Raw genomic sequence first — 23349 nt, forward strand, 5'->3', positions numbered from 1 at the left:
GAACTAAAAGCGCAAAGGTTGGGCGTTGATGATCGATTAAATCGATCGATCCCGGGCGTCCCAGTACTGTCGGGCCTGCTCGAACGCTGCTTCCCGCGCCAGGCCGAGGCCGCGCAAGGCCAGGGCCATGGTGGCGACCAGCGCCAGTTGCGGATAGCTGTCTTCCACATCACCGCGCCAGAGGGCTTTCAGGTGTTCGGGGTCCAGGCTCTCCGGCTTGACGTGACGTTGTTGGGCCAGCCGTGGCCACTCTTCATCCCAGCTCGCGCCGCCGGTGGTGCCATACAGGTGACTGTCGGCATCCGGGTTGATTTCGATCTCGCCGCCGTCGCCCTTGATCACGAGGGCGGTATCCCCCAATAAGCCGCTGGCATCGCGATGCACCGCCTGGTAGCCGGGATGGAAGATACTCTGCAGACCACACCGGGCTTTCAATGGATTGAGGATCCGCGCCAGGGAATGGATCGGCGAACGCAAGCCCAGGGTGTTGCGCAGGTCGATCATGCGCTGCATCTGGGGGGCCCAGTCCACCAGCGGCATGAAGGCCAGGCCGCCGTTGTCCAGCGCCGTGCCGACCTGTTGCCAGTCACGGCACAGCGGGATCCGCAGAAAGCCCAGCAACTGTTCGGTGTAGAGCCGACCCGCCGTATGGGCGCCACCACCGTGCATGAAGATCCGTACGCCGTTCTGGCCGAGGCACTTGGCCGCCAGCAGGTACCAGGGCAGATGACGCTTCTTGCCGGCGTAGGTCGGCCAGTCGAGGTCCACCGCCAGCGCCGGGGCATCCAGGCGTGCGCGCAGGGCTTCGGTGAAGCCGGCCATTTCCTCGGCGCTTTCTTCCTTGTGCCGCAACAGCATCAGGAAGGCGCCAAGCTGGGTGTCTTCGACCTGCTCGTCGAGCACCATGCCCATGGCCTCGCGGGCTTCTTCCCGGGTCAGGTCACGGGCGCCGCGCTTGCCTTTGCCCAGGATGCGCACGAACTGTGCGAATGGATGTTCGGCCGGAGTTTCGAGGGTCAGCGATGGAAAGTCGGTCATAAGCAATTCGTCGGTTTGGGCAGGCCCGCCAGCCTGGCGGCGAGTTTGGCGGGAGTGCCTTTGAACAGTCGGTTCAGGTGCAGGCTGTTGCCCTTGTCCGCGCCGAGTTTCAACGCGGTGTACTTGATCAGCGGCCGGGTGGCGGGGGAGAGCTGGAACTCGTCGTAGAAGGCCCGCAGCAGTTCGAGGATTTCCCAGTGCTCGGGGCTCAACTCGATATCTTCGGCGGCGGCCAGGGCCGTGGCCACCTCGACTGACCAGTCATCCCGGTCGGCGAGGTAGCCGTCCTTGTCCAGCGCGATGGCGCGTTCGCCCACGTTCAGCGCGTTCATAGCCAGGTGTTGACCTTGTCATGCTGGATCGACAGTTCGACGAAGGCCGGGTAATCGATGGTCTCGGCCCAGTCAGGTGTCTGCAAGCCTCGGGCCTGGACGTCTTCGGCCAGTGCGAACAACTTCAGGCCGGCGGACTGCAACCGGGCAAACGGCGTGGTATCGGGTTGCAAGGCGTAAGTCGCATCGCCACACAACAGCAGCGCGTCCTTGTCTCCCAGGACTCGCAGGCAACTGGCGAGACGGTTATCGCCAAAGGGTGAATGGGACAACACATGCAAAGTCGGCATCAGAGGGTGATCACCTGGTCGTAACGGTCAATGAGAGCGGTGATGTCCGGTGCGCTCAGCACCTTCAGGTCGTCCAGGCCCAGGGCATCGGTGTCGATGCCGCGTTCGGCGGCGCTGTCTGCGCAGACGAAGAGGTCTTCGATGCCGAACATGGGCAATGCCTGCAGGTTTGCGCTCAGGTCTTTTTGCTGGACGGCCTTGGCATTCTGGCCTGTGAGCAGCTGGTGCACGCCGTCGTCGAGAAACAGCAGGCCGATGGGCAGGTCGAACGCGCCGCCAGCCAGGGCGATGTCCAAGGCTTCCCGGGCGCCGGGGCCCGACCATGGGGACTGGCGGCTGATGAGCAACAGGGACTTGGCCATCATGGACCTCCAAAACAGATCAAGCGGTCGGCACCCTGGATCGCATCGTGCAACTGGCCGAGCCCGGACAGGGCCCAAGGAGCCTCGACGCTCACGGCCGAGCGTTGATAGCGCTGGGCTTCTTCGGCATTCAACACCCCACGGCGCAACGCCGCCGCGATGCAGACCACGCCGTCGAGCTGGTGATCGCTGACAAAGCTGCGCCACTGTTTGGGCAGGTCCTGTTCGTCCTGGGGGGTGACCACGCCGCTGTCGGCGTTGTAGACACCGTCCTGATAAAAAAACAGCCGCACGATCTCATGCCCGCCGGCCAGCGCGGCCTGGGCAAACAGCAAGGCTCGGCGCGAGGACGGCGCATGGGCGGCGGAAAACAGCGCAATGGCGAACTTCATGGCGGATCCGATCAGCAAAACTGCGGCCATGATAAAGCTTTATGAGCAGGGGGGCGATTGGCGCTGCAGGATTGTGAGGACATCCTTGTGGCGAGGGGCTCAGTGTTAGGTCTTGAGTCCGTGCAACTCGCAATATTCCGGCCAATCCATCCCCGCCATTTCTGCCACTTCCCTGTGCACGTCCATCCGCTGGGCCTGGTAATCCTCTGGCGAGGCGGCAGTCAACAGTAGGGTCAGTTCCCAGGCGAACAGCCCCCGGCGCTCGGCCTCGGCTTCGAAGGCTTCATGCAACCGCTCGGCGCGGTATTGCTCCGCTGTCTCGCCCTTGGCCTGGGCCAGCAGTGGGTTGAGGTGATCCAGTTCGGCGCGCAGTTCGGGACGCTCGTCGAGAAACTTTTCCAGCGCCCGCTCATGTTGCTGTTCGGTTGCCGCCATGGTGACTCCCTGATTGTGACGAAAAGGCGTGACAGGTTGCGCGAATCGTCGTCCGGTGTCGCGTATAAATTTCAGTAAAGCCGCACGAAGACCTGGGGCGCGGTGCTACAGTCCGTTTTTTTCTCGATGAGTGAACGCAATGCGAATGCTGACGGTGGCCCTGGCCGCCACCTTGCTGGCTGGTTGTGCGGGTTCGGCGATGAACGAGGCTCGGACCCAGGCACCTTACAAGACGCTGGCCTCGGACAAGCCGGAACAGGTCGTGGCCCAGTGCGTGCAGTTTTCCTGGCAGGATGAGGCGGTATTCGGCGTCGACGCCGGGGCTTACCTGCAACCGGGCAAGAAAGGCGGCTCGACGGTGTACACCCGCTCCGCTGAATCTTTTGTCGACCTGGAAACCGACGCCACCGGTACGACGTTGAACTACTACGCCAGGCACGACGACTTCATGGCCAAGCGCCGGTTGGCGGCGTTGGCGACTTGCCTGTAAACCGGTAGAGCATCGCGAGCAGGCTCGCTCCCACAGGGATTTGTGTTGGCCCCAATCTTCCGGCCATGCCGGGTACCGTGTGGGAGCGAGCCTGCTCGCGATGGCGGTGGGTCAGCCGACGATGGTGTTGAAGGGTAGACCGCTTTCGCGAGCAAGCCCGCTCCCACAGGATGTGTGTTTCAAGTCAGGCGCTTCTGGAGGAAGAAGTGCTGGTGCCCCGGCGGGTAATCGTCGATCTGGCCGATCTCCGTGAAGCCGTGCTTGCGGTAGAACTCCGGCGCCTGGAAGTCGAACGTGTCCAGCCAGATGCCGACGCAGTTCTTCTCTCTGGCCAGTTCTTCGGCCTTGCGCATCAATGCCGACCCCGTGCCCTGGCCGCGGGCCTGTTCCGGCACCACCAGCAATTCGATATAGAACCAGCGGAAGAACACTCGACCGTAGAGTCCGCCCACGATTTCATCGCTGTGTTCGTCCCGTACCAGCCAGGCGACCAGTTCCGGTACCGTTCCGCCGGTCTTGGCGGTGTTGTAGGCGCGTAACGGGGCCAGGATAGCCTGGCGCTCCTCGTCGGTGGGAGCGTCAGTACGTTCGATTCGCAGCGTCATCGGCGATGTCCTTATTGCGGGGGAGGATGAACGGCATGAGCCTACCGCAAAAGACCGTCCGGCAGTGAACGGGCGCATTTCGCAAACCGGGCCATACTTCCTTGGATTTCAAAAACAAGAAGAGAGTGGCTCATGAAGTTCGAATCCTTGACCCGGACCCTGGTTGCGACGTCCCTGACCCTCAGTTGCTTCTACGTACAGGCCGCCTCCCAGGCCCCGGTTGCCGCCGAGAACGGCATGGTGGTCACGGCCCAACATCTGGCGACCCATGTGGGGGTCGATGTGCTCAAGAACGGCGGCAATGCCGTGGATGCGGCGGTGGCGGTGGGGTATGCCCTGGCGGTGGTGTACCCGGCAGCGGGGAACCTGGGGGGCGGTGGTTTCATGACCCTGCAACTGGCCGATGGGCGCAAGACCTTTCTGGACTTCCGCGAGAAAGCACCGTTGGCTGCCACGGCCGACATGTACCTGGACAAGGACGGCAACGTTGTCCTCGATCTCAGCACTCGTGGGCACCTGGCGGTGGAGGTGCCCGGCACGGTATCGGGCATGGAGCTGGCGCTGAAGAAGTACGGCAGCAAACCCCGGGCCGAGCTGATCGCCCCGGCCATCCGCCTCGCCGAGGACGGTTTTACCCTGGAGCAGGGGGATGTCGACCTGCTGGAGACGGCCACGGACGTGTTCAAGAAGGACATGCGTGATTCGGGTTCGATCTTCCTGCACAACGGTGAGCCGATGCAGGTCGGCCAGAAGCTGGTGCAGAAAGACCTCGCCAGGACCCTGCGGGAAATCTCCGCCAAGGGCGCCGATGGTTTCTACAAGGGTTGGGTCGCCGATGCCCTTGTCACCTCCAGCCAGGCCAACAAAGGCATCATCACCCAGGCCGACCTGGACAAGTACAAGACCCGCGAGCTGGCGCCGGTGGAGTGCGATTATCGCGGCTACCACATTGTCTCGGCGCCGCCGCCCAGTTCCGGCGGCGTGGTGCTGTGCCAGATCATGAACATCCTCGACGGCTATCCGATGAAGGAGTTGGGCTTCCATTCGGCCCAGGGCATGCACTACCAGATCGAAGCCATGCGCCATGCCTATGTGGACCGCAACAGCTATCTGGGTGACCCGGACTTCGTGCAGAACCCCATCGACCATCTGCTGGATAAAAACTATGCCGCCAAACTGCGGGCTGCCATCGAACCGCAAAAGGCCGGTGACTCGCACGCCATTAAACCCGGCGTGGCACCCCACGAAGGCAGCAACACCACCCACTACTCCATCGTCGACAAGTGGGGCAACGCCGTTTCCGTCACCTACACCCTCAACGACTGGTTCGGCGCGGGCGTCATGGCGAGCAAGACCGGGGTGATCCTCAACGACGAAATGGACGATTTCACCGCCAAGATCGGCGTCCCCAACATGTACGGCCTGGTGCAGGGGGAGGCCAACGCCATCGCGCCGGGCAAGGCACCGTTGTCGTCCATGAGTCCGACCATCGTCACCAAGGACGGCAAGACCGTCATGGTGGTGGGGACGCCGGGCGGCAGCAGGATCATCACCGCGACGTTGCTGACGATCCTCAATGTGATCGACTACGGCATGAACCTGCAGGAAGCCGTCGACGCGCCGCGCTTCCATCAGCAGTGGATGCCCGAGCAGACCAACCTGGAAACCTTCGCCGCCAGCCCCGACACGCAAAAGATCCTGGAAAGCTGGGGGCACAAGTTCGCAGGTCCCCAGGACCCCAACCACATTGCCGCGATTCTGGTGGGCGCACCGTCGCTGGGTGGGAAGCCGGTGGGCAAGAATCGGTTCTATGGGGCCAACGATCCACGTCGCAACACCGGATTATCGTTAGGCTATTAAATAGATGGGGGGGCCGCAGACTCCGGCAGCCCCCTGGTTGTTCGTCACTGTTTTGAAGAGGAAAACCATGAGCACCGCTTTGTTGATCATCGATGTCCAGAGCGCCCTGTGCACCGGTGAAGAAGAATGTTTCGAGAGCCAGCGCGTCATCGGGACCATCAACGCCCTCAGCACCAGGGCCAGGGCTCTGGAGTTGCCGGTGATCCTGGTCCAGCACGAAGAACTGCAAGGTCCGCTGTTGTACGGCTCTGCGGCCTGGCAACTGGCCGACGGCCTGTTGACCGCCGCCGACGACCTGCGGGTGCGCAAGACCACACCGGACGCGTTCTACCAGACGGAGCTGCTGTCGTTGCTACAGGCCCGAAGCATCGATCGCCTGGTGATCTGCGGCATGCAGACCGACTACTGCGTCAACGCCACGGTGCGTCAGGCCCACACCTTGGGCTATGAAGTGGTCCTGGTGGCCGATGCCCACACCACCGTGGACAACGGCAGCCTGGCGGCGGAGCAGATCATTGCCAACCACAATGAGAGGCTTGGGCGTCTGAGCAGCGCGGTGTCGCGGATTGATGTGGTGCCGGCGGCTGGCGTTCGTTTCTGACTGTGGGAGCAAGGCTGCCCGCGATGAAGCCCAATTCGGTTCGTGCTAAAACCGAGGCGCCTTCATCGCGGGCAAGCCTTTCCCCCCGCAAACCGTCACGAAAGCCGATCGGCAACGCCAGGCGCGAGCGCAGCACCAAGGGCGGGGAGGCCCGGACCGTGCGCCATTCGCAGCGGCGGGACTGGCTGCGGTAGTCGTTGATGGCGTCCACCAGTTGTCTCTCGCCCCGGGCGTGGACAGGGCTGGCGAGGCAGCAAGGGAAGCAGGCAAAGCGAAACGAAACGGCAAGAGCGAACGAGGTGGCGCATGGGGCGGACGGCTCAAGAGGGAGAGTGGCGCGGGCGCCAGGCTTGTCGCCGATCAGCCGCAAAGCGCTTCGCACAGGACGGCGAGGTGTTCACGGCTGGGGTAGGACTGCGGCTTGGAAAACAAGTTTCAGCAGCGGCACACAACCCCCCCTCGCCACAAGAATAGAGAGACTGATGGTTCAGTCCTGCACAACCGCCCCGGCCTCGGTCACCTTGACCCGTTCGACCTTGCGATAGGTCAACAGCACAATCCCGGCCACCACTATGGCGCCGCCGAGTACCTGGCCGGGCCTGAGCATCTGGTCCAGCACCAACCAGCCAATCAGCAGGGTCGCCAACGGTTCGACGTTCATCACCGGGGCATTGCGCGGCATGTCCAGGCGCGGCACGGAAATGAACAACACGATAAATCCGGTGCCATAGAGCGTCACCAGGGTGGCCAGGGCCAGCCAGCCGGTGCTGGTGGCCGGCAGGTTGAAGCCGCCAGGGAGGACGCCGCTCAGGCCGGCGAGATTGACGCTGCTGAACACAATGAAAATCGTCAGCAGGCTGCGCACCGAGCCGCGTACCTGGGACAACTTGTGATCGGTGATCCACAACGCACAAGCGAACGCACAGGCCGCGCAGAAAGCCAGGCCGACGCCCAGCAACCACTGCGGGCCGACGTCCTGCCCGGACGATAACCGCGCCGGCACCTCCAGCACGAACACCAGGCCCACCAGAATCATCCCCATCAGCGCGGCGGTGCGTGTGGTGGGACGAGGGCCGCCCAATGCCCAGGTCAACAGCGCGAGCAGAATCGGGAACACATTGCCCACCAGCAACGCCAGTGCCACCGGGACCCTCGCCACGGCCGAGTACAGACACAGGCTTTGCGTGCCGATCAACAGTCCAAGCAACAACTGCCAACGCCAGGCACCGGGTGGAAGACGCAGGCCCTGGCGTTGCCACAACACCATCAGGGCCAGGACCAGCAGCGTCCCTCCCGAGCGCATCAGGATCGCCAGTAACACGCCGGCGCCATCATCGAATGCCACCCGCGCCGCCACATGGTTGCCGGCGAAGGCGCACCCCATGCACAGCAGGACGAGCACGGCGATATGGCGTGGAAACGGAGCGGGAGTGTCCGAAGCGGCGAGGGCGCGGGGCATGGCAGGATTTCTCAAGAGAACGGCCGCCGAAGCGAGGAGCTTCGGAGCGATGATTGGATTATTGTTGTCGTACAACATCTGGGATTTGTACCGCATCCTGTCCGGTGGGACAAGTCGCGAAGAAATCGTAGTGTCCAAAATAATCTAGAATCTGGCGGTTTTAAGCGCTCAGGTGTTCATACTATTTAATCGTGGGTAAAGACAGTATTCTTGTACGATGTCTTATCACGTAGTAAAACTGTCGCCCCGTCCAATAATAATTAACGGAGCGACGCACGATGGAAACTTCACAGCAGACAAGCCCTGCCGACCAAGGCCGCCGGGTATTCCTGAAAAAATCCCTGGTGGTCTCGGCCGCTGCCGCCACCCTTGGGAACCTGCCCGGGCTCAGCCAGGCGGAGCCCTTGAGCCAGCGCTACCCCGACCCATTGATCAACATTCTCGATCCCAGCTTCATGGACCTGCGCCTCTTCAACGCCAGCGTGGAAAAACTCGCCACGGGCCTGCGTTGGGCCGAAGGGCCGGTGTGGATCGGTGACGGCCGCTACCTGCTGGTCAGTGATATTCCCAACAACCGCATTGTGCGTTGGGATGAGATTACCGGCGGTCTGTCGGTGTACCGCGAGAACGCCAATTTCTCCAACGGCATGTGCCGTGATCGCCAAGGGCGATTGCTGGTGTGCGAAGGCTCCACCACCTCGAACGAGGGACGGCGCGTCACCCGTACCGAACACAACGGCACCATCACGGTGCTGGCGGACAGTTTCGAAGGCAAGCCTTTCAATTCGCCCAACGATATCGTGTGCAAGCGCGACGGTTCGGTCTGGTTCACCGACCCGCCATTCCAGACCGGCAACAACTACGAAGGCCACAAGGTCACCCCGTCCCAGCCACACGCGGTGTACCGCATCGACGGCGAAACCGGCAAGGTCAGCCGGGTGATCGATGACCTGGCGGGGCCGAACGGCCTGTGTTTCTCCCCGGACGAGAAAACTCTCTATGTGGTAGAGGGCAGGGCCAAGCCGAACCGTCTGATCTGGGCAATCGCGGTCAAGGACGACGGTACCCTGGGCGAGCGGCGCAAGCACATCGAAGGCCTGGACTACGCCGCCATCGATGGCATCAAGTGCGACGAAAGCGGCAACCTCTGGTGCGGTTGGGGCGGTAACGGCGACCCCAAGGCTGACCTGGAGAAGCTCGATGGCGTACGGGTATTCAACCCGGAAGGCAAAGCCATCGGTCACATTTCCCTGCCGGAACGCTGTCCTAATGTCTGCTTCGGCGGGCGGGAGGGTAATCGCTTGTTCATGGCCGGCAGTCATTCGTTGTATTCGTTGTTCGTGAATACCCGGGGCGCCACATTCAGTTGATTGAACGGCTTGGACAACAACCATCACGCCGGTCGCGGTGGCGAGGGATGAAAAGCCTCGCCGCAGTGGCTCGGTTCAGGACGAGCTGCAACTCCACAATTCCACGAATGGCTGATCTGCTGCAGGTGGCCCCAGCCAATGGCTCATGGGTTTGCAATGTCCATTCAAACATAGCTGGTAATCGCCAGCCTGGGGTGTACGGCCCAGTCTCAGCGGTTGCAGCGGCGGTAGTTGGCGCAGGTAATGCCAGCTGCCGTTTTTCAGCCAGGCGCCGTCGGGGACCTCCATGCCGGCGCCGTTGCCTTTGACCCTGGCTTCCCCCAGAACCAACCCCTGCGCGGTAACCCGGTAGTCTTCCTCCCAGCGGATTTTCTCGATGGTGTGATTCCACGCCAGCGTGAAATCCCGCGGGGGAAGCTGGGCCCAGACCACACCGGCCAGACCCAGGCATAAACCCATCACGCCAGGGCCCGTCCGATGCGTCTCGAGCGCCATAGGTGCTGGAAAATCAACAGCCCGGCCAGCACGAAGCCAATCTCATCGGTCAGCGGCAACGCGACGACCAGCAAGGCGCCCGCAGCAAAGCACAGCAGGCGCTCCCAGATCGGCATCTTCTGTTGCAGATGGCCGGTAGACGCCATGCCCCAGAGCCCGACGGCGAGCATCGTCTTGATCAGCATGTAAGCGGTCATCCACAGGTTGTCACCCTGAAGCATCAGTGCCGGGTTATAGACTGCCATGAACGGAATGACGAAGCCGGCAAGTGCGATGCGTACCGCCCAGAAGCTGATTTTCAGGCCGGTCTCCCTGGCGATGGGCGCAGCCGCGAAGCAAGCCAGCGCCACGGGCGGCGTGAGGTCGGCGAGGATGCCGAAATAGAACACGAACATGTGCGACACGATCAGCGGCACGCCCAATTCCAGCAGGGCGGGCGCGGCGATCGAGCTGGTGATGATGTAATTGGGAATGGTGGGGATGCCCATGCCGAGCACCAGGCAGGTGAGCATTGTCAGGATCAGCGACAGCAGCAGGTTGTCCTTGCCGATGGCCAGGATATAACCGGCGAAGGTCGACGCCACACCCGTCAGCGATACCACGCCGATGATGATGCCCACCAGGGCACAGGCAATCCCTACCGGCACCGCATGTCGCGCGCCGTCCACCAGGGCATCGAGGCAAATGGTCAGGGTTTCCCGCGCGCCTTTGATGAACCCGCAGACGATGACCAACACCGCGATCACCGCAAAGATGACACCGATGCCCAGTTGGAAAAAACCCACGCACAGAATGCCCAACGCGATCCAGAAAGCGCAGCGCAAGGCAAAGCTCGACACGCGCAGGATGATTGCCGAGCCGAGAATCACGATGGCGGTGAGCGCCAGCCCCACCATGCCGGAAAAAAGCGGCGTGCGCCCGGAAAACAGCAGATAGATCAGGACGGCGAGCGGGATCAGCAGGTACCAGTTGTCTTTCACGGCGTCCAGTGCGCTGGGGCATTGGTCCTTGGGCAAGCCTTTGAGGTTGGAGCGCTTGGCTTCGAGATGAACCATCCAGAACACCGAGCCGAAGTACAGGCACGCGGGAATCAAGGCGGCCTTGGCGACTTCAACGAACGGCACATTGATGGTCTCGGCCATGATGAACGCCACGGCACCCATGATCGGCGGCATCAATTGGCTGCCCATGCTGGAGGTGGCTTCCACGCCGCCAGCGAACGCGGCTTTGTAGCCGAAGCGCTTCATCAGCGGGATGGTGAATTGCCCGGTGGTCACCACGTTGGCAATACCGGAGCCAGTGATGGTTCCCATCAAGGCGGAGGAGGCGACGGCGACTTTGGCCGGGCCGCCGAGCTTGTGGCCGAACAGACCCATGGCAAAGTCGGTGAACAGCTTGATCATCCCGGCTTTCTCAAGGAAAGCGCCGAACAGGATGAACAGGAAAATGTAGGTGGCCGACACGTAGGTCGGCGTACCGTACAGCCCCTCGGTGCCGAAGGACAATTGATTGACGATCTGATCGAAGCCGTAGCCGCGATGGGCCAGATCACCCGGCAGGTATTCGCCGAACAGCCCATAGGCCAGGAACAGACCGCAGATCAACGGCAGCGCGATGCCCATCACCCGCCGAGCGGCTTCGAATACCAATACGATCAGCACGATACCGACGATGAGGTCCGTGTCGGTCAGGTCACCGGAACGCTGGATCAAATCGGCTTCAAATATCCATTGGTACAGGGCCGTGGTCAGGCCGGCCAGGGACAACACCCATGCCAGTGGTTGCCAGGGGCGACCGATGCCATGGGCGGGATAACTCAAAAACACCACCCACAACAGGAAACCCACGTGCACGGCACGCAGTACCTGGCTGGAGACAGGGGCGAACGCCGCGGTGACGATCTGGAATACCGAAAACAGCAGGGCCACGTAGAACAGTGTCCTGGGCCAGTCCCGAGGGTCGGCAGGAATGCCGGGCTGAATCTCACTCATCAAGGGTGTCCTCTTGCCTGCATCGAAGGTGCGAACCGGGAGAGCGCGGCGACGATCGTCGCCGCTGTGCCGGATCGGCCTACAGGGCGCCGGCTTCCTTGTAGTAGCGCTCGGCACCGGGATGGAGGGGGATAGGCAAGTTTTTCGCGGCTTTGTCCAGGGTGATGTCTTTGGCTGCGGAGTGGGCGCTACCGAGACGGGGAAGGTTTTCGAACAGCAGCTTGGTCATCTGGTAGGCCACCTCGTCCGAAACGTCTTCACGGGTGACCAGGATGTTGGTGATGGCCACGGTGGGCACGGCTTCGGTCTGGCCGTCATAGGTATTGGCCGGGATCATTGCGCTTTGGTAGGCCGGGTTGCCGATTTTTGTCACCACCTCTGTCGGGATCGACACGTAGTTCAGCGGCATGGTCGAGGCCAGGTCGCGGATGGCCGCCATTCCCAGCCCCGAAGACTGGAGCGTGGCGTCCAACTGACGGTTCTTGATCAGGTCCACCGATTCGGCGAAGGGCAGATACTGGACCTTCATGTCGCTGTAGTTCAGTCCCGCTGCCTTGAGAATGGCCCGCGCGTTCAACTCGGTGCCGGATTTCGCCGCCCCCACGGAGATGGATTTGCCCTTGAGATCGGCCAACGTCTTGATGCCCGACTCTTGGCTGGCAACGATCTGGATGTAATTGGGGTAGGCGCCGGCAATGGCGCGCAGTTTGGTCAGGGGGGCCTTGAAGCCGGCATCTTCCACGCCATTCTTGGCGTCAGCCACCGAGTCGCCCAGCGCCAGGGCCAATTCTCCGCGCCCGGCCTGCAGCAGGTTGAGGTTTTCCACCGAAGCCTTGGTGGCTTGCACCGAGGTCTTGGCGTCCTTGATGCCGGTACTATAGATCTGCGACAGCCCCACCCCGATCGGGTAGTAGACCCCACTGGTGCCCCCCGTCAGGATGTTGATGTACACCGGTGCGGCCTGGACCGTGGTCGTGACCACCAAGGCTGCCGCGGCGGCCAGAAGGGTGAAGCGCTTATTGACTCGCATGGAAAACTCTCCGTCTTGTTATGGCTTTATGCAGAGTCCTTCCACTGTAGTTGAAACGGGGCCGATGGCGAGTCGATAGAACCGATGTGCCTGGTCAGGCAGTGCCGGGACCCGGAGCTACGCTGCTGCCGCGAACTGTCAGCTCGAATGGGAGCAGTACGTGCTGCTGTGGGATAGGCTTTTTCTCGATCAGCGCGATCAGCATCTCCACGGCTTTGCGGCCAAAAGTCTCGGCAGGCTGGGAAATGGTGGTCAGCGGCGGATCGCAATACGCCGCGAACGGGATGTCGTCGAACCCCACCAGGGAAATGTCCACGGGCACCCGCAACCCCGATTCCTTGATGCGCTTGAGTGCGCCGATGGCCATCTCGTCGTTTTCGCAGAACAGCGCGCTGGGTCGCTCGGCCAGCGCCAGCATCGCACCGGCCCCGTCGTACCCGGCATTCAGGGTGAAGTCGCCGTGGCAGATCAAGCCTGGGTCGATGGTCAGGCCGGCCTGACGCAAGGCGTCCTCGTAACCGGCCACGCGGTCCAGGGTCAGGGGGCTGCTGCGGGGGCCCTTGATGATGCCGATGCGGCGGTGACCGAGGCCGATCAGGTATTCGGTCATGGCCTGAGCCGCGGCGCGGTTGTCGAGGCTGATGGTGGGATAGTCGGCACCCTTGACCACTTCGCAGGCATTGACCAGCGGCAGGGCTTCGGCGCCTGGGGGAAGTGACGCGAAAGGATTGCTCGCGCGCAACTGGATCACGCCGTCGGCCTGGTGCGCATAGACCAGCGCGGCGAATTCCCGCTCGACTTCTGCCTGGCCCCGGGTGTCGCACAACAGCAGCCGATAACCCGCCGCCTGGGCGGACTGCTGGGCACCGCTGATGACCCGGGCAAAGAATGTATTGGCAATGGCCGGCACCAGGATCACCAGGTTGCCGGTGCGCCGGGAGCGGAACTGCACGGCCATCAGGTTCGGCCGATAGCCGGCCTGTTCCACCGCCGCGTTGACCTTGTCCCGCGTCTCGGGCAGCACCCGTTCGGGCGATTTGAGCGTTCTGGACACCGTAGCCACCGACACGCCGGCCAGCCGGGCCACTTCACGGATATTGGACAAGAGCACCTCGATCGAGCGCCGGAACATAGCGGCGCGAAGGGGAGCTTACCGCAGGTTGGGCGCCTCACAAACGTCCCTGCTTGAAGACCTGGGGTTTGACATGTCGCAGAACTGCGCCTAGATTCCGCTGTGATGTAACCGGTTACATTGTCGTCAGCCCCGGCTTGAGAGAATCGCGATGAGTCCTGTAGCACCGAAAATAAGATTGGGTTTTGTGGGCGGCGGAGAGGGCGCTTTCATCGGTCAGGCCCATCGCCAGGCCGCGGGCCTGGATGGCGGTTTCGAGCTGGTGTGTGGGGCGTTCAGCCGCGATGCCCGCAACAATCGACAAACCGGCGCGGCCCTGGGGCTCGCCGCTTCCCGCTGCTACAGCGACTGGCAGCAACTGTTGGACGCCGAAGCGGCATTGCCCGCGGACCGGCGCATGGAGCTGCTGGTTATCGTCACCCCCAATCACCTGCACGCTCCGATTGCCAGCCAGGCGTTGAAGGCGGGCTTCCATGTGTTCAGCGAAAAGCCCGCGGCGTTGAATCTGCGTGAGCTGCTCGCGCTCAAGGACGTGCTGCAAGGCAGCGACCGCCTGTACGGTCTGGCCCACACATACCTGGGGTATCCCATGGTCTGGCAGGCGCGGGAGATGGTGCGCACCGGCGTGATCGGCACCGTGCGCAAAGTGCTGGTCGAGTACCCCCAGGGCTGGCTCAGCCAGGACGTCGCCGGGCAGGGCAACAAACAGGCCGGGTGGCGCGATGACCCCCAGCAGTCCGGCCTGGGCGGCTGCATCGGCGACATCGGCACCCACGCGTTTTCCCTGGCGGAGTTCGTGGCCGGGCAGCACGTCGAACAACTCTGTGCGGCCTTGGGCGTTCACATTCCCGGTCGGCAACTGGACGATGACGCCGCGATGTTGCTGCGCATGAGTGGTGGCGCCAGTGGCGTGTTGATCGCCAGCCAGGTCTGCGCCGGTGAAGAGAATCCGCTGAAGATCCGCGTCTATGGTGACAAAGGCGCCCTGGAATGGCGCCAGGAGGAACCGTCGAGCCTGATTCATCGTGCCCTCGACCAACCCCTGAGCATCCTGCGTTGCGGCGTCGGCCAGCGCTGGTTGTGCGAGGCCGCCACGCGCCGCATGCGTCTGCCGGCGGGGCACCCCGAGGGCTACCTGGAAGCCATGGCGAACCTCTACGGCGATTTCGCCCGGGCCATTCGCGAACGGATCGAGGGTCCCGATGCACCTGGCGTACCCGGCATCGAAACCGGCTTGCGCGGCATGGCGTTTATCGAGGCCGCCCTCATCAATCATCGTGGCGAGGCGAAGTGGACCGCGCTGCAGACCGGAGAATCGCTGCTGTGAATACCGCCGATCAAACACCGGGCGGCCTGCGCGGGCCGGCTATTTTCCTGGCCCAGTTCATGTCCGACGAGGCGCCGTTCGACACTTTGGCGAACATCGCCCGGTGGGCCGCCTCACAAGGGTACAAAGCCATCCAACTGCCGACCCTGGGCACGCGTTACATCGACCTGGCCCGGGCCGCCGACGACCAGGCCTATTGCGATGAACTCAAGGCCACCTGTGCAGCGGCCGGGGTCGAGATCAGCGAACTGTCGACGCACCTGCAAGGCCAACTGGTGGCGGTACACCCGGCGTTCGACGCGCTGTTCGACGACTTCGCCCCGGTCCATCTGCGCGGCCAACCCCAGGCCCGGACCGAGTGGGCCATCGACCAGCTCAAGCTGGCGGCCCGGGCCAGCCAACGCCTGGGGCTCAAGGCCCATGCGACCTTTTCCGGCGCGCTGTTGTGGCCGTACATGTACCCATGGCCACAACGCCCGAGCGGGCTTGTCGAGCAAGGGTTCGCCGAGCTGGCCCGACGCTGGTTGCCGATTCTCGATGGCTTCGAGGCGGCCGGCGTGGACCTGTGCTACGAAATTCATCCCGGCGAGGACCTCCACGACGGCGCCTCGTTCGAGCGCTTCCTGGAAGCCGTCGATCATCACCCACGGGCGGCCATCCTCTACGACCCCAGCCATCTGTTGCTGCAACAGATGGACTACCTGGGTTTCATCGACCGCTACCACGCGCGCATCCGCATGTTCCACGTCAAGGATGCCGAGTTCCGTCCTGATGCCCGGTCCGGGGTGTACGGCGGCTATCAGGGTTGGGTGGATCGCCCCGGCCGGTTCCGTTCCCTGGGCGATGGGCAGATCGATTTCAAATCGATCTTCAGCAAATTGACCCAGTACGACTTCAGCGGCTGGGCGGTGCTGGAGTGGGAGTGCTGCCTGAAGGATTCGCAACAGGGCGCCGCCGAAGGGGCGGCGTTCATTGAACGGCACATGATCAACAAGAGTCGCAAGGCGTTCGATGATTTTGCCGGGGTGAGGGCGGATGAGGCGTCCAATCGGCGGCTGTTGGGGCTGTCCGGGTAAACGACGGCAAAGCTGAATGAAATCCCTCGCCACAAAAGCTCCTCTCAACAAAAAAGCTTTTTACCAACGGGCTGGCATACAAGAACAACAAACAGACGGTGACTGTCATGACCACGATGAACGCACGCTTGAGCGCGATGATGTTCCTGCAGTTCTTTATCTGGGGTGGCTGGTTCGTCACCCTCGGGACCTTTCTTTCCAGCACCCTGGGCTCCAGCGGTGGACAGGTCGGCATGGCGTTTTCCACCCAGTCCTGGGGTGCGATCATCGCGCCGTTCGTGATCGGTCTGGTCGCCGACCGCTATTTCAATGCCGAACGTATTCTGGCAGTGCTGCACCTGCTGGGCGCGGTGCTGCTGTATCAGCTGTATTCGGCGCGGGACTTCAGCGGTTTCTATCCCTACGTGCTGGCGTACATGGTGGTCTACATGCCGACCCTGGCCCTGGTCAATTCCGTGGCGTTCCGGCAGATGCGCGATCCGGCGCTGGAATTCTCCCGTGTGCGGGTGTGGGGCACTATCGGCTGGATCGTCGCGGGGGTGGTCATCAGTTTCGTGTTCGCCTGGGATTCACGGGAAGCCATTGCGGCGGGCGGTTTACGCAATACCTTCCTGATGGCGGCGATCGCTTCGCTGGCCTTGGGCATCTACAGCCTCACGCTGCCGGCCACTGCGCCGCTCAAGGCCGAAGCCGGCGGCGGAATCAGGCAACTGTTGGGCCTGGATGCCCTGGGGCTGCTCAAGGACCGCAGTTACCTGGTGTTCTTCATCGCCTCGATCCTGATCTGCATTCCGCTGGCGTTCTATTACCAGAACGCCAACCCGTTCCTGGCCGAAACCGGCATGGCCAACCCCACGGCGAAGATGGCCATCGGGCAGGTGTCCGAGGTGCTGTTCATGCTGCTGTTGCCGCTGTTCATCCAGCGCTTCGGGATCAAGTTGGCGTTGTTGGTGGGGATGCTGGCATGGGCGTTGCGCTACCTGCTGTTCGCCTACGGCAACAACGCTGACCTGGCGTTCATGCTGTTCACCGGCATTGCCCTGCATGGCATCTGCTATGACTTCTTTTTTGTTTCGGGACAGATCTACACCGACGCCAAGGCGCCGGAGCATCTGCGCAGTTCAGCCCAAGGGTTGATTACCCTGGCGACTTATGGCCTGGGCATGTTGATCGGCTTTCGGGTGGCGGGGCAGGTCACCGATCATTTTGCCGAGGCGGGCGCTCATGACTGGACCAGCATCTGGCTGTTCCCGGCCGGGTTTGCGCTGCTGGTGTTTGTCTGCTTCCTGTTTGCCTTCAGTGGCCGGCAAGCGGCAGCCGTCCCCTCAAAGGCCTGAAACTTTGGCGCCGGGCTGGGCGTCGGTCATAGATGACTGACGTCCAGTTTGGTGTAGGTCACTTTTCCACCTTCGCTGGCATAGCCGACGTTGTCCAGGGTGTAGACGCCCGCCTTGAAATAGAAGTTGTAGCCATACCAGGACGGGTCCAGCTTCACCTGTTTGCCCAGGTTGTTGATCAGCACGGAGACCTTGCCCTGTTTGTCCATCTGCAAGGAATAGGTGAAGACTTTGTTCAAGGCAACGTTCGGCACGGTGAACATCACCGGGCTTTTTGCATCCTTGGGCTTGACCCGGTATTCGACATCCAGGTTGCCGACCCCCTTGGTGAAGCGGTAGACGAGCTTGAGCAGGGGGGCAGGGGCGTCCTTGGCGTGGATCTGCGCGACGACCACGCGACCGGCCGAGGGCACCTGATTCACGGCCAGGGTGCCTTTGAGGGTGTTGATCCCGCTGTTGTATCGCCAGTTGCGCAGCTTGCCGTCCTTTGAGGTCTCCCGCAGTTCGGAACGCGGGAACTCGCTTTTACCCGTGTGGGAGCCGGTCACCGGGGCCCAGAACACAATCTTGTCACCGGTGTTGGTGAAGTACTGGTTGCGCAGGGTCGGAACCGCTTTGGTCGCAATGGTCAGGGCCGGGGTTTGTATCGGCAGGGTGATGTTCCAGACAGTCAGGTCAATCATGGTCAAGCGCTCCAACGGTACAGCCGGTGCAGATCAATGTCAGCCGGCAAGGGCAGGATTTGCCTTCCGTGGCGCAATCGTCTGGTTATCGACGCGGTGCTGATTCGCTGGAGGGGATAGCAGGAGCAACTGACGAATGGCTCTAACTGGAGGGTTCAGGGTGGGGCTGGGTGTCGCGCGTAGATAATGTCAATTTGATGTTGATCGGGTAGAGTACGCGCCGCCCGAGAGATGGATCCCGGGCGTTTCCCCATGGAGTAGTCATGAAAAGTTTCAGTAAAGTTGTCGCCACCGCACTGTTCGGCCTGGTCCTGGCGGGTTGCACCGGCACCCCGATGAAGACCCAGCAGTACGACAGCAGCCAGTACACCGTTGTCGGCCACAGTGAAGCGAAGGCCACCGGCTTGCTACTGTTCGGGGTAATCCCGATCCGCCAGAACAACCGTTTCGTACGCGCGCAGACCGCCGCGATCCAGGCCAAGGGCGGCGACGCCATGATCAACACCCAAGTGCAGGAAAACTGGTTCTGGGCCTGGGTCCTGACCGGTTACACCACGTCGGTGTCCGGGGATGTGGTCAAGCTGAAGAACGTTCAGTAAAAGTCAGCTCGATCATTCCCACGCAGCGCGTGGGAATGATCGGTAGACGTGCCGGTCAATGCCCGCCAACCACCATGCGACTGAACGGCTCCACATACGCCTGCAGCGTCACCAGCCCGCCCACCAGGATCGCCAGCACCACCGAGTGGAAAAACACGTAGCGCAGGATTTCCCCTTCATGGCCATACCAACGGGTGGCGGTGGAGGCGACCACGATCGACTGGGCATCGACCATCTTGCCCATGACCCCGCCGGAACTGTTGGCGGCGGCCATCAATACCGGGCTCAGGCCCAACTGCTCTGAAGTCACCCGTTGCAAGCCGCCGAACAGCACGTTGGAAGCGGTGTCCGAGCCGGTCAATGCCACGCCGAGCCAGCCCAGCAGGGTGCCGAACATGGGGTAGAAAATGCCCGTTGCGGCGAAGGCCAGGCCCATGGTGGCGTCCAGGCCCGAATAGCGCGTCAGGAACCCCAGCGCGAGCATCGCCACGATGGTGATCAGTGAGTAACGCACCACCCACAACGTTCGCAGATACTGGCGCAGCAGTTGCGGGATCGAGTAGCCCATCAGCAACCCACCGAGAATCGCCGCCAGGAAGATGCCGCTGCCGGTGGCGGTGAACCAGTTGAACTTGTAGATCGCTTCCTCGGTTTTAGGCTGCGGGACCACGGGCGGGACTTTTTCGATCTGCTGGTGCAGGGTAGTGAAGGTCACCATGGGCGAGAACAGCGGATTCGCCTCGCGCATCGGCTTGCCTTGGGGGTCGAGTCTGGCCGACTGGGTTTGTGGGTCGATCGCCGGGCGGGTATCGAACAGGTTCTTGAAGCCCTGAGTACCCCAGGCGAACACGAACACCGTGAGGATGATCCACGGCATCCAGGCCCGCAGCACCGCCGGTCGGCTGTCGCTGGAAAACGCCGTGCCGGTCACCGGTGGCTGTTCTTCACTGGCGTCGATCTTCGAATCGTCGTGGCGCCCCGACAACGCTGCGGAAGTATGTACCGTGGCCGGTTTCCAGACCTTGAGGAACCCGGTAAGGCAGGCCATGGAAATCAGCGCGGCGACCACATCCACCAGCATCGGCCCATGGTAGTTGGAGACCACGAACTGCGGGATGGCGAAGCTGACGCCGGCCACCAGGATCGCCGGCCAGACCTCCAACATCTTGCGCCAGCCGGCGAAGGCCCAGATCAGCCAGAACGGCACAATCACCGAAAAGAACGGCAACTGCCGGCCCACCATCATCGACAGCTCCATTTCATCCAGCCCGGTGACCTTGGCCAGGGTGATGACGGGAGTGCCCAAGGCGCCGAACGCCACCGGCGCGGTGTTGGCGATCAGCGCCAGGCCCGAGGCGGCCAGGGGTGAGAAACCCAGCCCGATCAGGATCGCCCCGGTCACCGCCACCGGTGTACCGAAGCCCGCCGCCCCCTCGAAAAACGCCCCGAAACAGAAGGCGATCAGCAGCAGTTGCAGGCGCCGGTCGTCGGTGATGCGCGCCAGGGAGTCCTGCAAGACCTTGAACGAACCGTTTTCGGTGGTCAGCCGGTGCAGGAAGATAATGTTGAGGACAATCCAGCCAATGGGCAGCAACCCATTGGCCGCGCCATAGAGCGCCGCCGAACCGGCCATGCCGGCCGGCATGCCGAAAGCGAAAATCGCAATCAGCAGCGCCGACGCCAGGGCCAGCAATGCCGCCAAGTGGGCCTTGATATGAAAGAACGCCAGGGACGCCAGCATCACCACCACCGGGACCGCCGCCAGGAGCGTCGACAGCACCGCATTACCGAAGGGATCGTAGACTTGTTGCCAGACCATGTTCCACCTCTGCTTTTTATTGTTGGAAGTGCAGGCCCCAGGGGGGATTGGCAGAAGAGTATAGGCGGGGATCGGCCAGGGGCATGCCCCTGGCCGAGGGGAAGGGTGAACACCTGTGGCGAGGGGGGCTGGCTAACGTGCGTCGATGCGTACACCTTCTTCCAGTCGAAGCCCAAGGCTCAAGTCATCGCAGCTTTGCGCCCAGGCCGTCAGCCATTGCGGCATGGCCGGCGACTGTTGGGCCAAGCCCAGTTCGCGGACAAACTCACCCGGTGCCACCGTGCCTTTGGCCGAGCGGAACAGACCACGCATGATCACCACCCCGACCACACGCCCGCGGCTCATGAAACGGTGCTCCATGACGGTCCATTTATCATCCCAGCCGAGCAGCCGGGTATGCACCTCGAACGCTTCGAACAGTTTCAATTCCCGCCGGAACTTGCCCCAGACATCTCCCACGATGGGCACCGCCCGATTGCGCAGCGCCACTTTGTAGGCGCCGCTGCGCAGCACGTAATCCATGCGGCCAACGTCGGCCAGGGTGAAGTAGCGGCCGTTGGTGACATGGCGGTTGAGGTCCAGGTCCAGCGGCCATACGCGCATGCGCACCACGGTAGTGTCCAGGGGGGCCGTCGGCTTGCGCCAGGGACGACGAAACAGCATCAGCAACAGTCGGAACCAGAGATTCATGAAAACACCGCAAGGGAAAAAAAGCCCACTTTAGACAGCTGGAGTGGCGTGGGCCAGGTGCGTAAATGACTGTTTGCCCGGAAAACGCGCACTTGGGACATGTTTGAGTGCCCGAGCGCTCATACCCAGGTATGAACCGCTAGCACCGATGTAGAAATGTCCATCGTAGGCCCGTCCTTTACAGTGCATGACAGTGCATCCGGTTACGCGCCGGGGAGGTCCGTCATGATCACGTTTGCGCAACATCATCCGCTGGTCTGTGGCGTCATTCTTATTTTGATCGACCTGGCGCTGTGGCAGTTCATCGGTGCTTCGCGACGTCATCTGCGGATGTGCGCACGTGTCGGCGTTTTCGTGATGTTCTGCTGGGTCATGACCGCCGGCGGCATCAGCCCGTTGCAACCTCCGCTATGGTCCGACGATGCGATTCTGAACCTGATGGGCACCGTGCTGGGCATCGGCTGGTGGCTGTTCGCGGCCAGGACGCTGACGGTGCTGCTGGGCAACGGCCTGTTGTCCCGGGTTGGCCACAGCGCGCGTTTGCTCCAGGACCTGATGGGCGCGGTCATTTTCCTGATCGGCATTATCGGCGCCGCGGCGTATGTCTTGCAGTTACCGGTCAAAGGGTTGCTGGCGACCTCCGGAGCCATGGCGATCGTCGTGGGTCTGGCGTTGCAGAGCACCCTCAGCGACATGTTTTCCGGCATCGTGCTCAACACCACCAAGCCTTATCAGATCGATGACTGGATCTCCATCGACGGCATCAAGGGCCGGGTGGTGGAGATCGATTGGCGCTCGACTCACCTGATGACCGATACGGGCGGCATGGCCGTGGTGCCCAACTCTCTGGCGGCCAAGGCGCGCCTGCTCAATTTCAGCCGGCCAGGGGACGCGCACGGCGTCAGCGTCTGCATCGCAGTGCCCAGCCATGTGCGCCCGCGTCGCGTCATCGATGCCCTGGAAAAAGCCTTGCATGGCACCCGGGCGTTACTGCCGGCGTTCTCCGCCAAGGCCTCGGTCAAGGCTTCCCATCTGGAATACACCGAATATGAGCTCAAGGGCTTCATCGCCTCGGCCAGGCACAAGACGGAAGTCTGCAACCTGATGTTCGACCTTGCCCATCGCCACCTCGAAGCCTCCGGTGTCATCTGGGGCAGTGGGCTGGGCGCTGAGCCCTGGAGCCGCCAGCGCCAGTTGTTGGAGGACGTGCGTATTTTCCGCGCGCTGGATAACGATGAGCGCGCCCGTCTGGCCGACGACATGGCTCCGGTGGACTATCAGGCCGATGAGGTGATCCTGGCATTCGGTGAGGTTGCCGATTGCCTGATGGTTATCAGTAGCGGAGTGGTTTCCGTCTCGATCCATGACGGCGAGAAAATGGTCGAGGCCGGACGCATGGGACCAGGGGAAATCCTCGGTGAGGAGGGGATTCTGGCCGCCAATCCGTCGCGAGGCGAATTCCGTGGCATCACCAGCGGCCGGCTGTTCCGCATAGAAAAAAACGCCCTGTGCCGGGAACTGGTACACCTCGGCGAGTTGAAAGCGGCCTTGAGCAACCTGCAAGGCCAGCGCGAGGAAATCCGCGAGACCGTGGTCATGCAGAAAACCGTGGAGCCCAAGAGAAACCGCTTTCTACAGTGGTTGAGGCACAGGTGAATGCACCACTCAGCATCATTGCAAACCGACCCACCGCTTTCGCGAGCAGGCTCGCTCCCACAGAGGATCTGTGGGGGTACGTTGGATCTGTGGGCGCCGGAAAAAACTGTGGGAGCGGGCTTGCTCGCGATGGCGGCTTCGCAGTCAATATCACATCAAGCTGACCCACCGCTTTCGCGAGCAAGCTGTTCTGGTCAAGTTTTTCCGGACACCGATTACGGTGATCAAGCTGCCTGCTGCTCCATGGCTATTGGCGGCAGGTAGTTGTTATGGCTGTGGA

At 62.3% G+C, this 23349-nt stretch carries 24 protein-coding genes and 1 pseudogene; 9 read left to right on the top strand and 16 right to left on the bottom strand.

Going from position 1 to position 23349, the window contains the following annotated elements:
• Nucleotides 1-36: 36 nt before the first annotated feature.
• The 6 genes from FBX99_RS20295 to FBX99_RS20320 form a co-directional block, all read right to left on the bottom strand.
• Complete coding sequence (locus FBX99_RS20295) at nucleotides 37-1038, bottom strand: glycosyl transferase family protein (protein ID WP_145132655.1); 1002 nt, start codon at nucleotides 1036-1038, stop codon at nucleotides 37-39.
• Entirely contained in the window at nucleotides 1035-1370 is a 336-nt protein-coding gene (locus FBX99_RS20300) for a TusE/DsrC/DsvC family sulfur relay protein (protein ID WP_144931161.1), read from the bottom strand. Before FBX99_RS20300 ends, FBX99_RS20295 begins: the two co-directional genes overlap by 4 nt.
• Nucleotides 1367-1660 carry a sulfurtransferase complex subunit TusB gene (gene tusB, locus FBX99_RS20305; protein WP_144931162.1) on the bottom strand — a complete coding sequence of 98 codons (294 nt, stop codon included), beginning with the start codon at nucleotides 1658-1660 and terminating at the stop codon, nucleotides 1367-1369. Before tusB ends, FBX99_RS20300 begins: the two co-directional genes overlap by 4 nt.
• Entirely contained in the window at nucleotides 1660-2022 is a 363-nt protein-coding gene (tusC, locus tag FBX99_RS20310; RefSeq protein ID WP_145132671.1) for a sulfurtransferase complex subunit TusC, read from the bottom strand. Before tusC ends, tusB begins: the two co-directional genes overlap by 1 nt.
• Nucleotides 2022-2414 carry a sulfurtransferase complex subunit TusD gene (gene tusD, locus FBX99_RS20315; protein WP_144931199.1) on the bottom strand — a complete coding sequence of 131 codons (393 nt, stop codon included), beginning with the start codon at nucleotides 2412-2414 and terminating at the stop codon, nucleotides 2022-2024. Before tusD ends, tusC begins: the two co-directional genes overlap by 1 nt.
• A gap of 105 nt (nucleotides 2415-2519) precedes the next feature.
• On the bottom strand, nucleotides 2520-2849 hold the full coding sequence (locus FBX99_RS20320) for a DUF6388 family protein (protein ID WP_145132657.1): 330 nt from the start codon (nucleotides 2847-2849) through the stop codon (nucleotides 2520-2522).
• 139 nt (nucleotides 2850-2988) lie between these two features.
• On the opposite strand from FBX99_RS20320, the gene FBX99_RS20325 reads away from it, so the two are divergent.
• Nucleotides 2989-3339 (top strand): hypothetical protein, encoded by a 351-nt coding sequence (locus FBX99_RS20325; protein ID WP_144931166.1) that lies wholly within the window; start codon nucleotides 2989-2991, stop codon nucleotides 3337-3339.
• Nucleotides 3340-3518: 179 nt separating this feature from the next.
• Here the strand turns inward: FBX99_RS20325 and FBX99_RS20335 are convergent, their stop codons facing one another.
• The gene (locus FBX99_RS20335) at nucleotides 3519-3944 is read right to left on the bottom strand and encodes an N-acetyltransferase (RefSeq protein WP_145132659.1); all 426 of its coding nucleotides are present in this window, start codon (nucleotides 3942-3944) and stop codon (nucleotides 3519-3521) included.
• A gap of 132 nt (nucleotides 3945-4076) precedes the next feature.
• On the opposite strand from FBX99_RS20335, the gene ggt reads away from it, so the two are divergent.
• Both ggt and FBX99_RS20345 read left to right on the top strand, forming a co-directional pair.
• Nucleotides 4077-5804 (top strand): gamma-glutamyltransferase, encoded by a 1728-nt coding sequence (gene ggt / locus FBX99_RS20340; protein ID WP_145132661.1) that lies wholly within the window; start codon nucleotides 4077-4079, stop codon nucleotides 5802-5804.
• A 67-nt stretch (nucleotides 5805-5871) separates the two neighbouring features.
• The gene (locus tag FBX99_RS20345) at nucleotides 5872-6405 is read left to right on the top strand and encodes a cysteine hydrolase family protein (RefSeq protein WP_145132663.1); all 534 of its coding nucleotides are present in this window, start codon (nucleotides 5872-5874) and stop codon (nucleotides 6403-6405) included.
• Nucleotides 6406-6490: 85 nt separating this feature from the next.
• Here FBX99_RS20345 and FBX99_RS29255 read toward each other — a convergent pair.
• Both FBX99_RS29255 and FBX99_RS20355 read right to left on the bottom strand, forming a co-directional pair.
• Nucleotides 6491-6713 (bottom strand): annotated as a pseudogene (locus FBX99_RS29255) (CAP domain-containing protein); the annotation flags it as partial.
• 179 nt (nucleotides 6714-6892) lie between these two features.
• Nucleotides 6893-7864, bottom strand: coding sequence for an EamA family transporter (locus FBX99_RS20355; RefSeq protein WP_144931174.1), 972 nt, complete (start codon nucleotides 7862-7864; stop codon nucleotides 6893-6895).
• Nucleotides 7865-8142: 278 nt separating this feature from the next.
• Between FBX99_RS20355 and FBX99_RS20360 the strand changes: the two genes are divergently transcribed.
• Nucleotides 8143-9234 (top strand): SMP-30/gluconolactonase/LRE family protein, encoded by a 1092-nt coding sequence (locus tag FBX99_RS20360; protein WP_144931176.1) that lies wholly within the window; start codon nucleotides 8143-8145, stop codon nucleotides 9232-9234.
• Nucleotides 9235-9309: 75 nt separating this feature from the next.
• On the opposite strand, the gene FBX99_RS20365 is transcribed toward FBX99_RS20360, so the two are convergent.
• The 4 genes from FBX99_RS20365 to FBX99_RS20380 all read right to left on the bottom strand — a co-directional run bounded on the left by FBX99_RS20365 (nucleotide 9310) and on the right by FBX99_RS20380 (nucleotide 13855).
• The gene (locus tag FBX99_RS20365; RefSeq protein WP_145132665.1) at nucleotides 9310-9696 is read right to left on the bottom strand and encodes a DUF1850 domain-containing protein; all 387 of its coding nucleotides are present in this window, start codon (nucleotides 9694-9696) and stop codon (nucleotides 9310-9312) included.
• Nucleotides 9693-11720 (bottom strand): TRAP transporter permease, encoded by a 2028-nt coding sequence (locus tag FBX99_RS20370; protein ID WP_144931180.1) that lies wholly within the window; start codon nucleotides 11718-11720, stop codon nucleotides 9693-9695. Before FBX99_RS20370 ends, FBX99_RS20365 begins: the two co-directional genes overlap by 4 nt.
• 79 nt (nucleotides 11721-11799) lie before the next feature.
• A complete protein-coding gene (locus FBX99_RS20375) occupies nucleotides 11800-12750 on the bottom strand; it encodes a TAXI family TRAP transporter solute-binding subunit (protein WP_144931182.1) in 951 nt (316 codons plus the stop codon).
• A gap of 94 nt (nucleotides 12751-12844) precedes the next feature.
• Nucleotides 12845-13855, bottom strand: coding sequence for a LacI family DNA-binding transcriptional regulator (locus FBX99_RS20380; RefSeq protein ID WP_144931183.1), 1011 nt, complete (start codon nucleotides 13853-13855; stop codon nucleotides 12845-12847).
• Between the two features lie 178 nt (nucleotides 13856-14033).
• Between FBX99_RS20380 and FBX99_RS20385 the strand changes: the two genes are divergently transcribed.
• The 3 genes from FBX99_RS20385 (at nucleotide 14034) to FBX99_RS20395 (ending at nucleotide 17622) form a co-directional block, all read left to right on the top strand.
• A complete protein-coding gene (locus FBX99_RS20385; protein ID WP_144931185.1) occupies nucleotides 14034-15209 on the top strand; it encodes a Gfo/Idh/MocA family protein in 1176 nt (391 codons plus the stop codon).
• Nucleotides 15206-16285 (top strand): sugar phosphate isomerase/epimerase, encoded by a 1080-nt coding sequence (locus tag FBX99_RS20390; protein ID WP_144931187.1) that lies wholly within the window; start codon nucleotides 15206-15208, stop codon nucleotides 16283-16285. Before FBX99_RS20385 ends, FBX99_RS20390 begins: the two co-directional genes overlap by 4 nt.
• A gap of 107 nt (nucleotides 16286-16392) precedes the next feature.
• The gene (locus tag FBX99_RS20395; protein WP_145132667.1) at nucleotides 16393-17622 is read left to right on the top strand and encodes a nucleoside permease; all 1230 of its coding nucleotides are present in this window, start codon (nucleotides 16393-16395) and stop codon (nucleotides 17620-17622) included.
• Between the two features lie 26 nt (nucleotides 17623-17648).
• Here FBX99_RS20395 and FBX99_RS20400 read toward each other — a convergent pair whose 3' ends face one another.
• Nucleotides 17649-18305 (bottom strand): polysaccharide lyase family 7 protein, encoded by a 657-nt coding sequence (locus tag FBX99_RS20400; RefSeq protein WP_047700745.1) that lies wholly within the window; start codon nucleotides 18303-18305, stop codon nucleotides 17649-17651.
• 263 nt (nucleotides 18306-18568) lie between these two features.
• Between FBX99_RS20400 and FBX99_RS20405 the strand changes: the two genes are divergently transcribed.
• Entirely contained in the window at nucleotides 18569-18904 is a 336-nt protein-coding gene (locus FBX99_RS20405; RefSeq protein ID WP_047700746.1) for a lipoprotein, read from the top strand.
• 55 nt (nucleotides 18905-18959) lie between these two features.
• Here the strand turns inward: FBX99_RS20405 and FBX99_RS20410 are convergent, their stop codons facing one another.
• Entirely contained in the window at nucleotides 18960-20723 is a 1764-nt protein-coding gene (locus FBX99_RS20410; RefSeq protein ID WP_144931191.1) for an L-lactate permease, read from the bottom strand.
• Nucleotides 20724-20855: 132 nt separating this feature from the next.
• The gene (locus FBX99_RS20415; RefSeq protein ID WP_144931193.1) at nucleotides 20856-21413 is read right to left on the bottom strand and encodes a thioesterase family protein; all 558 of its coding nucleotides are present in this window, start codon (nucleotides 21411-21413) and stop codon (nucleotides 20856-20858) included.
• A gap of 225 nt (nucleotides 21414-21638) precedes the next feature.
• Between FBX99_RS20415 and FBX99_RS20420 the strand changes: the two genes are divergently transcribed.
• Nucleotides 21639-23069 carry a mechanosensitive ion channel family protein gene (locus tag FBX99_RS20420; RefSeq protein ID WP_144931195.1) on the top strand — a complete coding sequence of 477 codons (1431 nt, stop codon included), beginning with the start codon at nucleotides 21639-21641 and terminating at the stop codon, nucleotides 23067-23069.
• The last annotated feature ends 280 nt before the right edge of the window (nucleotides 23070-23349 follow it).

Origin of the sequence: Pseudomonas sp. SJZ074 (genome assembly GCF_007828215.1) — a bacterium.
Lineage (GTDB): Bacteria > Pseudomonadota > Gammaproteobacteria > Pseudomonadales > Pseudomonadaceae > Aquipseudomonas.